Raw genomic sequence first — 14,597 nt, forward strand, 5'->3', positions numbered from 1 at the left:
GGTTCTGGTGCGGCCTTCCACGATCAACCCGCAAGGGGTTCGCTACGCAAGCGTGCGACCTCTTCGGCTTCGCCTCTGGAGGTGACCGCGGCCGCCCCCGAACACGTCGGCGCCTGTCGAGCGGGGATGGTCCCCGCCGCAAGACGGGAGCCTTTCAATGTCGCACAATCTCACCCTCGCTCAGAACCACGCCTTCGATCTGGCCCGCACGCTGATGGTACCTGTCATACTTTTCCAGGCTGAGAGCGAATTCGGTGTGATGGTCTCCAGCGAATACGACGGCGACCAGGACGCCATCGTCCATGAATATGACCCCTGGTGCCCGGCTCATTGAGCCGGGTGACCGGTTGCCGCTGGCGCCATGCCGGCTGCAAGGGAAGCTTCGCCGCGCCCAGGTATCTGACAAATTCGACAGCTTGTACGCGCGCCCTTGCATTCGGCAGGCTTCGCGGCCGTTCGGGGATGTGCCGCAAGGCCAGGAACAAGTGAGACCAACAGAAGAAGGGGCCGGACGCCGCGTGCGCGACGCCGGTGCAAACAATGGACAAGAGAGAAATCGAAGAGCTGCGCGAAAATGTTGGCTGCGCAGCCCTGCTGGAGAAAGACGGCTGGAAGGTCGATCTCAAGGAAAGTACCCGCCGTGCGATCAAGTATCGCCGCGACACCAACATCATCATCGTCATCCACCAGGGCCGCGGCTGGTTCGATCCCCTGTCGCCGGCGAAAGGGGACGTGTTTTCACTTGCCGAACACCTCGGTGCCCACGGTTTCGTCCAAGCGTGTGATCGTGTTGCGGATGTGGTTGGCTTCGTCCCCGCTGCACCTGCGTGGCAGCGCCCGGCAAGGCCCAAGGCCCTTGCGTCCATCGTGGAGCGATGGGGATATCGCGTGGGGCCGCGCCCCGGCTCGCCAGCCTGGCGCTATCTCACCGGCGAGCGCGGGCTGCCGGCAGACATCGTGAAGCAGGCGGTCGCTAGCGACCGGTTGCGAGAGGGCCCCCAAGGCAGCATGTGGGCGGCGCATAGCGATTCTGCTGGAGTGCTTACAGGCTGGGAGGAGCGTGGACCGGGATGGCGGGGCTTCGCCACGGACGGCGGCAAGGAGCTTTTTCGCTTCGGGTCGGAGGAGTCCGAGCGGATCTGTATCACGGAGGCGGCCATCGATGCCATGAGCCTCGCCGCAATCGAGGTCCTGCGGCCTGACACCCTTTATGTCAGCACCGGCGGCGGTTGGTCGCCCGCGACCGACGGGGCCATCCGCGGCTTGGCCAAGCGCGCCAATGCTTGGCTCGTGGCAGCAACCGACAACAATCGGCAAGGCGAGGTCTACGCCGACCGAATTCGTGCCATCGCCGCAGATGCAAGTGCGCGTTATGCCCGTTTGCGGCCGTGCGCCGGCGACTGGAATGAGGATTTGAGCGCCTGACGTCTAACTGATGCGGCTCGCCAGGGCGACGCGCCGGCTGCGTGGGGGCGCCGCGCCAAGGCCTTCAAATGAGTGGGTCTCTGACGCCTTGGTGTTGAGCAAAGGAAGAGGGGATCGAACAATGAGGGAGGGAAAATGAAATGGAAATGAAGCGCTGCCGCATGCCCGGCCGGCGCGTCAAGGGTGAAGCTTCGCCCGCGTTTCGCGGCCCTTGACCCGCCGGACCTTCGATGCGGCCGGCGAGGAGGTGTGATGAAGGACTGAAGTGACGAAGGGATCAGGCGGATCGCTCGCGCTGTCAGTCCGGCCAGGCCAAGAGGAGCCGCCCATGCACACCTCCCCCAGCATCCGCAAAGTCTTCGAAGGCGTTGCGACGCGCCACGAGATGCACCGCTTGTTCAACCGCCATCGTGGTGACCCCGCGATGGCCGAAGGTGAAGGCCAGCATCTCTTCGCCGGTGAGTGGTTCGAGATCAACGAGCGGGAGCACGACTACATGCTCGACATCCTGCCCCCGCTGTTCATGCGCGCCGACATGTTCGCGATGCGCGAATTCATGACCGGCAGCGTCACCAGCATCTTCTTCGCGCTCATCATCGACGGCAGGCCGCGTTGGTTCCACGGCTATTGCGATTTGTCGGACCGGGGTTCGCCCGAGCGGATGAAGGCAGAGATCATTGAGCGCGAATCGCGGCCGGTCCGCGCCATGACGCGCGACGAGCGGCTTGAGCACATCTGGTCGAGCACGCATGACGACTATCGCGGCTATGCCGGCGAACGCTGGCCCGCGCCCATGCGCGGTCGCCGCACCGTGCCCGTCTACGCGGGCCAGCGCGGCACGGTCCTGAAGATTCTCGACGACCTCTGCGAGGCGGAGATCGCGGCCAAGCTGCCGGTGCAGCTGCGCCATCTGCCGGAGACGATCGCGGCCTAGCCTCCCCTTCCCTTCCCGACCTGCGAGCAGCCCGGCCACACGCCGGGCTTCGCATTTCCGCATCCGGCCCTGGCGCCGGCTCTCCGTCAATCCCGCAAGCGCCCATGCCCTCGGTCGCAGCCTGCGCCGGCGGACGGCTGCGCGCGCCCAGCAGAAGGACATTTCCAAATGGCGCATGACGATCCTTTCACCCTCGACCACTTCGGCAACACCGCCCTTTGGTCGGGCCTCGGCCTTGGCGTTACCGCGTTCGGCCCCGATCCCGGCGGCGACGACGATCATGATGGCAATCCGCCGCCGTCGGCGTCGGCCCCCGCAGGGCCGGCGGTCTCGTCGACGCAGCCCTCCCCGGCCAGCTCGCGCAAGCGCGGCGACAATTTCTACCTTGCCGATGCGCGCGGCCTCGCAAGGAACTGGAAGCAGCGCGCCCGCGACAATGTCGCAGCGGTCCGGCTCGCCTCACAGATCGAGGCCGAGCAGCGGCCCGCGACGATTGACGAGCAGCGGCAACTGATCCGCTTTACCGGCTTCGGCGCGTCGGAGCTTGCCAATGGCATCTTCCGCCGGCCGGGCGAAACCGAGTTCGCGAAGGGATGGGACGCGATTGGCGCCGATCTGCAGGATGCGGTCGATGATGCTGACTACGCCTCGCTGGCGCGCTGCACCCAGTACGCCCATTTCACGCCGGAGTTCATCGTGCGAGCGATCTGGGCGGCATTGCTGCGGCTCGGCTGGCGCGGCGGACGCGTGCTCGAGCCCGGCATCGGCACCGGCCTGTTTCCGGCGCTGATGCCGCCGGTTCTGCGCGAGGTCTCCCACGTCACCGGCGTCGAGCTCGATCGCGTTACGGCGCGCATCGCGCGACTATTGCAGCCCCGGGCGCGGATCGTCACCGGCGATTTCGCGCGCACCGAGCTGCCGGCGCGGTTCGACCTTGTGATCGGCAATCCGCCGTTCTCCGATCGCACCGTCCGCTCGGATCGCGCCCTGCGCTCGCAAGGCCTGCGACTCCATGACTATTTCATCGTCAAGGCGGTCAAGCTGTTGAAGCCGGGCGGCCTCGGCGCCTTCGTCACCTCGCACGGCACGATGGACAAGGCGGATGGCTCCGCGCGCGAGCTGATCGCCAAGCATGCCGATCTCGTTGCTGCGATCCGCTTGCCGGAAGGTAGCTTCCGCGCCGATGCCGGCACCGACGTCGTGGTCGACATCCTGTTCTTCCGTCGGCGCAAGCACGGCGAGCCGGAGGGCGACCTGTCCTGGCTCGACCTGGAGGAGGTGCGCCCGGTGATCGAGGACGAGGGCGCGATTCGCGTCAACCGCTGGTTTGCGCGCCATCCCGGCCTTGTGCTCGGCGCGCACGCGCTGACCTCCGGTCCGTTCGGCGAGACCTACACCTGCCTTCCCAGGGACGGCGAGGACCTCGCGCTCGTGCTGGCCGAGGCGATCACCCTCCTTCCGGACGCCCTCTATGACCGCGAACCGGAGGCGATCGACCCTGACGGCGAGGATGAGGCCGTGCCGGCGAAGTCGGATAGCTCCGCGAGCCTCACGGCGCGCGAGGGCAGCTATCTCCTCGATCACCGGCATGGTCTGATGCAGATCCTCAATGGGGAGCCGGTCGCTGTCACGGTGCGCAGGGGCCGCAGTGCCGAGGGTGTTCCGGAGAAGCATGTCCGGATCGTCCAGAAGCTGATCCCGATCCGCGACGCGGTCCGCGAGGTGCTGAAGTGCCAGGAGCTCGACCGGCCTTGGAAGGATGCGCAGGTCCGCTTACGCGTCGCCTGGTCGAACTTCGTCCGCGCCTTCGGCCCGATCAACACGACCGTCGTCTCTACGACGGAAGACCCGGAAACCGGCGAGGTCCGCGAGATGCATCGCCGGCCGAACCTGCAGCCTTTCCTCGACGATCCCGATTGCTGGCTGGTCGCGTCGATCGAGGACTACGACCTCGAATCCGATACGGCGAGGCCGGGCCCGATCTTCACCGAGCGGGTGATCGCCCCGCCGGCGCCGCCCGTCATAACCAGCGCCGCCGACGCGCTGGCCGTCGTGCTCAACGAGCGCGGCCATGTCGATCCCGATCACATCGCCGAGCTCGTGCATCGCGATGCGGACGACGTGATCGCCGAACTCGGCAGCGCCATCTTCCGCGATCCGGCCGATGGGTCGTGGCAGACCGCCGACGCCTATCTCTCAGGCGCAGTCCGATCGAAGCTCGCGGCAGTCGAGGCCGCGGCCGCGCTCGATCCCGAATATGAGCGCAATGTGGCGGCCCTGCGGGAGGTGCAACCTGCCGATCTCCGGCCCTCCGACATCACCGCGCGGCTTGGTGCACCCTGGATTCCCGCCGCCGACATTGTCGCCTTCGTCAAGGAGACGATGGGTGCGGAAATCAAAATCCACCACATGCCGGAACTCGCAACGTGGACCGTGGAGGCCCGGCAGCTCGGCTGGATGGCCGCCGGCACGTCCGAATGGGGCACCGAGCGGCGGCACGCCGGCCAACTTCTCTCCGATGCGCTCAATTCCTCAGTGCCGCAGATCTTCGACACCATCAAGGACGGCGATAGCGAGCGTCGTATCCTCAACGTCGTCGATACCGAGGCGGCGAAGGAGAAGTTGCACAAGATCAAGACCGCCTTCCAGAACTGGATCTGGTCTGATCCGGATCGGACTGATCGCCTGGCGCGGGTCTATAATGCCCGCTTCAACAACATCGTGCCGCGCACCTTCGACGGCTCGCACCTGAAGCTGCCGGGCGCCTCGGGCGCCTTCGTTCTCTACGAACATCAGAAGCGCGGCATCTGGCGCATCATCGCCTCAGGCGCGACCTATCTCGCCCACGCTGTCGGCGCCGGCAAGACGATGACGATGGCGGCCGCGATCATGGAACAGCGCCGCCTTGGCCTGATTGCCAAGGCCATGCTTGTCGTTCCCGGCCATTGCCTGGCGCAGGCGGCGCGCGAGTTCCTGGCGCTCTATCCAGGCGCGCGAATCCTGGTCGCCGACGAGACCAACTTTACCAAGGACAAGCGGCATCGCTTCCTGTCGCGCGCCGCGACCGCGACGTGGGATGCGATCATCATCACCCATTCCGCCTTTCGCTTCATTGGCGTGCCGTCTGCGTTCGAGCAGCAGATGATCCAGGACGAGCTCGAGCTCTACGAGCAACTCCTGACCAAGGTCGAGAGCGACGACCGGGTCTCGCGCAAGCGGCTCGAGCGATTGAAAGAGGGATTGAAGGAACGGCTCGAAGCGCTCGCCACGCGGAAGGACGACCTCCTCACCCTCTCGGAGGTCGGCGTCGACCAGATCATCGTCGACGAGGCGCAGGAGTTCCGCAAGCTCTCCTTCGCCACCAACATGTCGACGCTGAAGGGCGTCGATCCCAAAGGCTCGCAGCGCGCCTGGGACCTCTACGTAAAGTCCCGCTTCATCGCGACAAAGAACCCCGGCCGGGCATTGGTGCTCGCCTCCGGCACGCCGATCACCAACACGCTCGGCGAGATGTTCTCGGTGCAGCGCTATCTTGGCTACGCCGCGCTTCTGGATCGCGGGCTGCACGAGTTCGACGCCTGGGCCTCCACCTTCGGCGACGTCTCGACCGAGCTCGAGCTTCAGCCGTCCGGCAAGTACAAGCCGGTCACGCGCTTCGCGACCTTCGTCAACGTCCCCGAGCTGATCGCCATGTTCCGGTCCTTCGCCGACGTGGTGATGCCGGAGGACCTGCGGCAGTACGTGAAGGTCCCGGCGATCTCGACGGGCAAGCGGCAGATCCTGACCGCAAAGCCAACCCCGGCCTTCAGGCGCTACCAGTCCCTGCTAGACGCGCGGATCAAGGCCATCGAGATGCGCGACCGGCCGCCGGAGCCGGGCGACGACATCCTGCTTTCCGTCATCACCGATGGCCGCCATGCCGCAATCGATTTGCGTCTGGTCCATCCAGGTAGCGACAACGAGCCGGACAACAAGCTGAACCTGCTCGTCGCCAATGCCTTCCGCATCTGGAAGGAGACATCGGCAAACAGCTACGTGCGCGCCGACGGCAAGCCCTACGAGCTGCCGGGGGCCGCACAGATGATCTTCTCCGACCTCGGAACGATCAGCGTCGAGAAGACACGCAGCTTCTCGGCCTATCGCTGGATCAGGGACGAGCTTGTCCGCATGGGCGTGCCGGCGTCCGAGATCGCCTTCATGCAGGACTTTAGGAAGTCCGAGGCCAAGCAGCGCTTGTTCGGCGACGTGCGCGCCGGCAAGGTCCGCTTCCTGATCGGCTCCTCCGACACGATGGGCACCGGCGTGAACGCGCAGCTCAGGCTGAAGGCGCTCCATCACCTCGACGTGCCGTGGCTGCCGTCGCAGATAGCGCAGCGCGAGGGCCGGATCGAGCGTCAGGGCAATCAGCACGATGTCATCGACATCTTTGCCTATGCCACGGAGGGCTCGCTCGACGCGAGCATGTGGCAGAACAATGAGCGCAAGGCCCGTTTCATCACCGCGGCGCTTTCGGGCGACACGTCGATTCGCCGGCTCGAGGACCTCGGCGAAGGTCAGGCCAACCAGTTCGCGATGGCCAAGGCGATCGCCAGCGGCGACCAACGGCTGATGCAGAAGGCGGGACTGGAAGCCGACATCGCGCGGCTGGAACGTCTCCGCGCGGCGCATATCGATGATCATCACGCCGTCCGCCGGCAGATCCGCGACGCGGAGCGCGACATCGAGTTCTGCACGCGGCGGATCGCAGATGTCGGCAAGGATATTGAACGCCGCGTTGCGACGGCCGGCGACTCCTTCGCCGCGGGCGTGGCCGGCAAGCGATATGTCGAGCGCAAGGAGGCCGGCCGCGCGCTGATGAAGGAGATCCTGACCCTCGTACAGCTCCAGCAGGAGGGCGAGATTGTGATCGCCTCGATCGGCGGCTTTGACCTCGAATATTCCGGCGAGCGCTTCGGCCGCGACGGTTACCGCTACACCACCGTGCTGCTACGCACCGGCGCGGATGACGAGATCGAGCTGCCCGTCACGGTCACGCCGCTCGGCGCGATCTCGCGACTGGAGCATGGGTTGGAAGATTTCGAGGGCGAGCGCGAGCGCTATCGCCAGCGTCTCGCGGATACACGCCGCAGGTTCACCTCGTATCAGGCGCGCGAGGACGGCGACTTCGCCTTCGCTGCAGAGCTCACCGAGAAGCGCCGGCAGTTGGCGGAGGTGGAGAAGGCCCTTGCGAGGGATGTGGAGGGGAGCGGCGAGAACGCCATCGCAGCGTGATGAGGAAAGAAAGTGAGGCCCGCTCGCAGATCGGCCAGGCCGGCAACGCTGACGCTCAACCGCGGCCTGCGCGATCCCGGCCCGTCGTCCTTCGCAGGGCTTAAGAGCCCTGCTTGTCCGGCCGGACAGGGATGCTCGGCCGCAGTTGTGCCGGCCCGACCGCTCCGCGGGCCGGGGGATGTCTTCGGAAAGAAGACGAGGAAGGACCCGCGAGGCGCGGTCCACCAACCCCGAACAGGAGAAATCCCATGCAACTCATCAAGATCGATCCGCGTGCGCTGAAGGAGAATCCGGACCGTATGCGCCAGACGAAGTCGGCGCCGCAGGCCGACGCCCTGCTGCTCGCGACGATCAAGGCCGTCGGCATCGTCCAGCCGCCCGTCATCACGCCCGAGACCGGCGGGGGCAACGGCTATGTCATCAACGCCGGTCATCGCCGCGTGAAACAGGCGATCGCCGCCGGCCTTGAGGAGATCGATGTCCTCGTCGACGAGGCGGCCAACGATAGCGGCGCCATGCGCTCGATGATCGAGAACATCGCCCGCGAACCGCTCAATCCCGTCGACCAGTGGCGCGCGATCGAACGCCTCGTCGCGCTCGGCTGGACCGAAGAAGCGATCGGCGTCGCATTGGCGCTGCCGGTGCGGCAGATCAGAAAGCTCCGCCTCTTGGCGAACGTGCTGCCCGCCATGCTCGATCACATGGCCAAGGGCGACATGCCCGACGAGCGGCAGCTCCGCACCATCGCCTCCGCCTCGCTGGATGAGCAGAAGGAGGTCTGGAAGAAGCACAAGCCCTCCAAGGCCGATCCGCAGGTGTCGTGGTTTAGCGTGGCGCAGGCTCTGACTAAGGCCCGCATGTACGCACGTGATGCCAGCTTCGGCGACGACCTCGCCCAGGCTTACGGAATCCAGTGGGCTGAGGATCTGTTCGCGCCAGCAGATGAGGACAGCCGCTATACCAGGGATGTCGAGGCCTTCCTCGGCGCCCAGCAGGAATGGATGACGAATAACCTGCCGAAGCGCGGCGTCATCGCTGAGACGACGAACTGGGGCGAGGTCAAGCTGCCGCCGAAGGCAGAGCGCGTCTACGGCAAGGCCTCGAAGAGCGATTGCACCGCGATGTATCTGGACCGTGACGGCCGGGTGCAGACCGTGCATTACCGCATGCCCGCGGCGAAGAAGGCGGCAGGCAAGGCTGCGGCGGCCGACAACGACGCTGCGGATGAGTTCGCAACAGTTTCGAAGCCGCGTCCCGACGTGACGCGCAAGGGCCTCGAGATGATCGGCGACTTCCGAACGGACGCCCTGCACGAGGCGCTCGGCCGCGCTCCGATCGAGGATGACACGCTGATGGCCTTGTTGATCCTCGCCTTCGCCGGCCAGAACGTCTCGGTTGATTCCGGCAGCGGCGGGACCTACTACGGCAACCGGCGCTTAGCCCGCCATGCCGCGGCGCTATTCGATCAGGGCGGCAAGCTCGTCCTCGACATCGACACGCTCCGCGTCGCGGCGCGCTCAACCCTCACGGAAGTCCTGTCGTGCCGGGAGAACCGCACCGACAGCGGCATCGTCGCCCGCGTCGCCGGTGAAGTCGTCGGCGCGGACAACTTCCTGCCGAACATGGGCACCGACGATTTCCTGTCGTGCCTGTCGCGTGCCGCGCTCGAAGGCTCGTGCAAGGACACGCCGGTTCTTCCGCGCCTGAAGGTGAAGGACACCCGCATCGCCTTGGTCGAGCACTTCAGGGAGGGTCGCTTCGTGCATCCGGCCGCGTTGTTCGCTCCCGACAAGGTCGCCTTGTCGTCGTGGCTGGCGAAGAACGCCGTCGTCGAAGACGACGAGGCCGACGACCAGGTCGAGGACCCGGAAACCGCGGATGGCGATGGCGACGACCCCTCGGACTCCGAGACCTTCTCGGAGGCGGCGGAATAGCCCGTCCCGACCCAAACGATCCGAACGACACCCCACCGCCAGCTCAGCTGGCGGCGGCTTCCTTTCCACCCCCATGAACAGGAGGACGTCCATGTCCGCACAATTGATCTTCGACCTCGTCCCACTCGGCGCGATCGTCCGGTTTTTCGACGGCACGCCGCGGCCGCCGGAGCGGCACCGCAAGAAGCTCGCGGCCTGGGAACACCGCAATAGCGGCGGTCGCTTGATCCGCAAGCAGCCCGAACGCCGCGTCGGCAACACCGTCATCAGTGCGAGCATCACGCTGCACACCGGCGATTATGGCGGCGACGGCGTCGTGGTGCTTCGCGTCCACCGCTCGTTCTCGGTCGACAGCGACCTAAAATTCGCTGTGACCGAACGCCCGAAGGCCGGCGCGGTCCGCGTGCTCGACCGGCCCGGCGAGGACGCCGAGCTGGTCTATCTCGCCGGCAGCCGCGCCGATGCCGAAACCTGGCTGCAGAGCCACCGCTATCCAAATGCCGTTCTCGACGAGGTGACGGCCGATGCGGTCGCGGCCGACGTCGCGGAGGGGAGCACCGCCGCATGACCGCGCCCGCACTCTCCACCACCATGACCGATGACTCGGCCTCCGGATCCCCGGAGGTTGCGTTCGGGCGCAGCGGCGACGGCTTCCTTGCCGCGCGTGTTGCCGACACCGCCTTCGCCATGCTGCCGGCGCGCGACGGTCGCCACTATCTCGCGACCGGCTGGTGCATTAGCCGGCCGATCGCCGAATGGAAGCACTCCGACTTCTACGGCCATTTCGGCGATCTCGCCGACGAGGCCGCCTTCCGCGCGAAGATCGCGGAGAACGCCGACCACCAGCGCGAGAAGCGCGCGCTCGGCCGTCGCGACATCGCCTCGACGGCGAACACGCCTTGGGGCTCATCTCAGGGCGCGACCGTCTATGCGGAAGGCGTCGTCTGCCATTCGACGGCGGGCCATGGCGGCTTTCATCTTTCCGCCGAACGCAACCGCAGCGTCCATTCGATGCTGCGCGCGCGGGGTGGCTGGTACGAGGAGGACGAGGGCTGGGCGATCGTGGCGATCACCTTCCCGAATCTGTTCACCAGCTACGAGCGGCGCTGCGCGGAGCGCACGATCAAGGATAGCTGGCCCGATGCGTGGGAGGCGATTTTCGGGACTGTGCTCCAGCCCGGCGAATCCCGGGAGAAGGATCGGCGCGCCTTCGAGACGGAACACGCTGCCGATTGGATCGTCGTGTCGGCGATCACGTCGGATCACGAGAAGGGCTTCGTCGAGGTCGTCGCCACGCCCGGCGGCCGACGTGGCGCCGGCACCGAGGAGCGGCGTTTCCTGGTCCCGTCAGACGAGTATCGCATCGGTCGCTTCGGCTTCGTCGTCGATGAGACCCGCCACCCGGTCTATTCCGGGCCGTCGAGCTTCATCGCCTGGCAGGAGAGGACGTCGCCATGAAAGCTTCCCCCGAGCGCCTCGCCCAACTTTCGCGCATGGAGGAGGCGCGCCGTCAGACGCAGCGCCAACTCGACATGATCGACCGGCAGATCATCCGTCGCATGACCGCGCTGATCCCACAGCTCGGTCGCAAGCGGTCGGGATACCGCCGCGGCAAGCCGCCCGACCCGAGGGCGTTCCTCGAACGCTACCGTTCGAACCTTGCGGCGATCACGGCAGCGCGCCAGCCGGAGATCGATGGCCTCTCGCGCAAGCTCGCCCGGCAGGATGCCGCAATCGAGGCGTTGCGGGCCCGATGCGCGCCGGAGTCTGGCCCCGCTCGTGACGACTCGGAGCGCGCACATCGCACGGACGAATGTCACACTCCGGCCGACTGTCGTCCGGGGAAGCGGCATGGCGCCGCGGCATAGCGGGACCAACTCGACCTTGCGGCTCGCTCAGGCGAACGTCTCGATCATGGCGCGGCGGCGGCGATCTGCTAGGGCGAACCTTTCCGGCATCGCCAATCCGGCCCGCACCCTGTCGGCTCTCCCCTCGGGTTTGCTGCGGTCTGCGCCCCCGGCGGTCCGCTTCAAGGCCAAGTCGCAAGCGACCGGAGACCACCGATCTCGGCAAGGCCCGGCCGCGTCCGGCGCACGGCCCAGCAGGCTGGGACCCCGCTTGTCCGCAACCGGACCTTGCTCGCCTGGCGGTCCCCGGACCTTGAAGCGGCCCTCGCTCCGGCGGCGCTAGGCGACCGCACCCGAAGGGAGGTCCGGCAGGGGCCGGACCGAACCCGACGGCGAAACCAGAAAAGGACTTCACCATGACCAAAACCGCTCGCGCACCCCGCACCAGCGCCCCCGTCGTGCCACTCCGCCGCGGCACCACAGTCGAAATGGTCCGGCTCGTTTGCCCGGACGAAGCCCAGGCCACCCGCATCGCCGAGAGCTTCGGCCTCCCCGTCCTCGACAGCGACGGCATCCGCGATCTCCACCAACGCCTCATCACCGAGACCGCAGACGCTCTCGGCGAAGGCGTCAACGAACGCGCCATGCAGATTCACCTGCAGCGCATCGTCGGCTCCTATGTCGGCTCGGCCCACGGCGCCGGGCAGTTCTACAGCCGCGCGGTCACCGAAGCACGCGAGGCGACGGCAAAGCTAGCCAACGACACGCGCGACGAGGATCTGGACGGACCGGTGGGCTTTGAATCCGCAGCCCAGCGCAAGCGCGAATTCGCCGCCGAGGTCGCCGTTCAGGCACACGCACTGCGCATGGCGGCCGAAGGCGCCGCCGCAGCCTACGAGCACGTCGTCGGCGAGAGCTGGAAGCCGTTCGAGCGCCAGCCCGAACAACCCGGCGAGACCGTCAGCCGCAAGGCGGCCGAGGTTCAGATGGCGGCGTTCGGGTGACGCCGCCAGCGGGGCTTCGGCCCCGCCTCTCGCTCACGATCCGATATCGGCCGGTCCTTCGGGACCGGCCTTTTTCATGTCGCAGATCGCGACGGCGCAAACGAGCAAAGAGAAATGACCCGGGATCGAGCGCACGTCGCGGCCCGTACCGGCTTTCGGGCGATGCTCCGGCCGGCGCGGCAGCGCAACGGCTTTGCCGTCCTCCACTGCGTTCCGGTCCGGCGTTTCTGTCGTCGCGCGTGTGCAGAGCGAGCTTGGCGATCTCCCGGGCCGCATCATGGATCGCAATCGACTGCGCACCATGCTTGCCCATCTCGGCCGGACCTTACATGTGGGCTTCCTCAATGATTGCCTTTTCGATGCCGCAACAGCGCTCTGCCTCAGAGACCCATCCGATGCCGAACGAACGGTGCCCGCCTTGTCACGATGCAGCCCGATCGCTGCCCGAACGCCTGTTTGACCGATCGACACCGTGAGCCGTGGCAAACTTTGATCGCGGAGGGCGAAGGCCTGCTCGCCGACCGGCGCCTGTCGCCGCTGCAGCGCGCCGCCATTGGGGGTGACAACGAACGCAAGCGTCGGCTGATAGCACCTTTGATGGATGGCGATGCATGACCAGCCTGGGTCCGAAGGGCGAGGCGGCATTGAAGGCGGCCATGGCACGACTGCTCGACGGTCGGCCCGAGCGCACCAACGGCGCGCTCACCGTCTCCAATCTGGCGCGAGGCCGGCGTCGGCCGGGCAACGGCGAACCGTGCGGTCGATCTTCTCGCCGAGTTCCGTGCTGCCGAAGCCCGCCACCGGCGATCATCTCCTTAAGCACTGAAGGATCGCGTCCGCTCCCTTGAAGCCGAGCTCCGGGCCCGTGCGCGGTGCCGAGATGGCCGAACTGCGCGCGCCGACCCGCGCGCTCGCGCAGCACATCCAGGTGCTGACGTTGCAGGTTGCGAGCGTGACGAGGTGATTGCCGGCTTGCAGGATGAACTGGCGCGATCGAATGAGGCCAAGGTCGTTCCGCTGCGGCGCTCGCTGCGAGACAGCGCTGGCTGAGAGCCGCGCAATATCTCACTGCCGGCCGGTCCTGCGGCCATCGGTCATGGCCGACGTCTCCTGCGCGCGCCCGTCGAGGCAGGGGCTCGGTTGTGGCAGACGCTGCCGGCCCGTCAACCCTGTTCCGCACCAGCGACCGTGAACAGGGTGGGACGGCCCGGCTCGCCGCGTCTGCCCCTGCCGCTTCGCCCTCGGCGGAGAGGGCGAGCACAGGAGCCACCCATGATCACCGATACCAACAGCCCGGCCCGGACCGGCAACGATATCTACGAGCGCGTCACCAACCAGATCATCGCCGCCATCGAGGCCGGCGCCGGCGAGTACCGGATGCCATGGCATCACGACGGATCGGCCATCACCACGCCCGTCAACGTTGCCTCACGCAAGTCTTATCGTGGCGTCAACGTCCTCTCGCTCTGGGCTGCGGCGCAGGCGTCCGGTTATCCCGCCGGCATCTGGGGCACTTATCGCCAATGGCAGGAGCTCGGCGCCCAAGTCCGCAAGGGCGAGCACGGCCACCTCGTCGTGTTCTGGAAGACGACGGATCGCAGCAGCGACACAGATCGTCAGGATGGCGACGACAATCATCACGAGCCCGCCCGGCGCCTGTTTGCCCGCGGCTACACTGTCTTCAATGCCGCCCAGGTCGACGGCTACACACCGCCCGAGCTGCCGGTGCTTCCCGAGGTCGAGCGGATCGAGCACGCGGAGCGCTTCTGCGCCGCCCTTGGCATCGATATTCGCCACGGCGGATCGCAGGCCTGCTACATCCCATCGAAGGACTGCGTGCAGATGCCGGACTTCGCCTGCTTCCGGGACGCAATTGCCTACTACGCCGTGTTGCTCCACGAATGCGGCCACGCTTCCGGCGCCAAACATCGCCTCGACCGCGATCTGTCCGGACGATTCGGCTCGGCCGCCTACGCCATGGAAGAATGCACGGTCGAGCTTCTCAGCGCCATGATCTGCGCCGACCTCAACCTCAGTGTTGAGCCACGACCCGACCACGCCCGCTACATCGCCTCCTGGCTGGAGTAATGGCGAGCTCGCCATTACTCCAGTAATCAGCAGCAGATCATAATGTGAAGGAAGATTCTAAGCGCAGCTGGCCTGTGGAGATCGGCTAAAACGG

At 66.6% G+C, this 14,597-nt stretch carries 11 protein-coding genes; all 11 read left to right on the forward strand.

Annotated features, from left to right (window positions below):
* Window positions 1-157: 157 nt before the first annotated feature.
* The 11 genes from AC3WLX_RS36250 (at window position 158) to AC3WLX_RS36300 (ending at window position 14,503) form a co-directional block, all read left to right on the forward strand.
* Window positions 158-334, forward strand: a complete 177-nt coding sequence (locus AC3WLX_RS36250; RefSeq protein ID WP_028343048.1) for a hypothetical protein — start codon at window positions 158-160, stop codon at window positions 332-334.
* A 206-nt stretch (window positions 335-540) separates the two neighbouring features.
* Window positions 541-1,425 (forward strand): DUF3991 and toprim domain-containing protein, encoded by an 885-nt coding sequence (locus tag AC3WLX_RS36255; RefSeq protein WP_492339368.1) that lies wholly within the window; start codon window positions 541-543, stop codon window positions 1,423-1,425.
* A gap of 328 nt (window positions 1,426-1,753) precedes the next feature.
* Window positions 1,754-2,359: a DUF1419 domain-containing protein gene (locus tag AC3WLX_RS36260; RefSeq protein ID WP_492339369.1), complete on the forward strand. Its 606-nt coding sequence runs from the start codon at window positions 1,754-1,756 to the stop codon at window positions 2,357-2,359.
* 168 nt (window positions 2,360-2,527) lie between these two features.
* Window positions 2,528-7,630, forward strand: a complete 5,103-nt coding sequence (locus tag AC3WLX_RS36265) for a helicase-like domain-containing protein (protein WP_492339370.1) — start codon at window positions 2,528-2,530, stop codon at window positions 7,628-7,630.
* 248 nt (window positions 7,631-7,878) lie between these two features.
* Window positions 7,879-9,564, forward strand: coding sequence for a ParB/RepB/Spo0J family partition protein (locus AC3WLX_RS36270; protein WP_492339371.1), 1,686 nt, complete (start codon window positions 7,879-7,881; stop codon window positions 9,562-9,564).
* A 91-nt stretch (window positions 9,565-9,655) separates the two neighbouring features.
* On the forward strand, window positions 9,656-10,132 hold the full coding sequence (locus AC3WLX_RS36275; protein ID WP_492339372.1) for a UCP036055 family protein: 477 nt from the start codon (window positions 9,656-9,658) through the stop codon (window positions 10,130-10,132).
* Window positions 10,129-11,022 carry a DUF7007 domain-containing protein gene (locus AC3WLX_RS36280; RefSeq protein WP_492339373.1) on the forward strand — a complete coding sequence of 298 codons (894 nt, stop codon included), beginning with the start codon at window positions 10,129-10,131 and terminating at the stop codon, window positions 11,020-11,022. The genes AC3WLX_RS36275 and AC3WLX_RS36280 overlap by 4 nt, the downstream gene beginning before the upstream one ends.
* Window positions 11,019-11,432, forward strand: coding sequence for a hypothetical protein (locus tag AC3WLX_RS36285; protein ID WP_492339374.1), 414 nt, complete (start codon window positions 11,019-11,021; stop codon window positions 11,430-11,432). The genes AC3WLX_RS36280 and AC3WLX_RS36285 overlap by 4 nt, the downstream gene beginning before the upstream one ends.
* 395 nt (window positions 11,433-11,827) lie before the next feature.
* Window positions 11,828-12,415: a hypothetical protein gene (locus tag AC3WLX_RS36290; RefSeq protein ID WP_492339375.1), complete on the forward strand. Its 588-nt coding sequence runs from the start codon at window positions 11,828-11,830 to the stop codon at window positions 12,413-12,415.
* Window positions 12,416-12,871: 456 nt separating this feature from the next.
* Entirely contained in the window at window positions 12,872-13,030 is a 159-nt protein-coding gene (locus tag AC3WLX_RS36295; RefSeq protein WP_492339376.1) for a hypothetical protein, read from the forward strand.
* Window positions 13,031-13,687: 657 nt separating this feature from the next.
* Complete coding sequence (locus AC3WLX_RS36300) at window positions 13,688-14,503, forward strand: ArdC family protein (RefSeq protein WP_492339377.1); 816 nt, start codon at window positions 13,688-13,690, stop codon at window positions 14,501-14,503.
* The last annotated feature ends 94 nt before the right edge of the window (window positions 14,504-14,597 follow it).

This window comes from Bradyrhizobium sp. FW305-F6, from assembly GCF_058782905.1.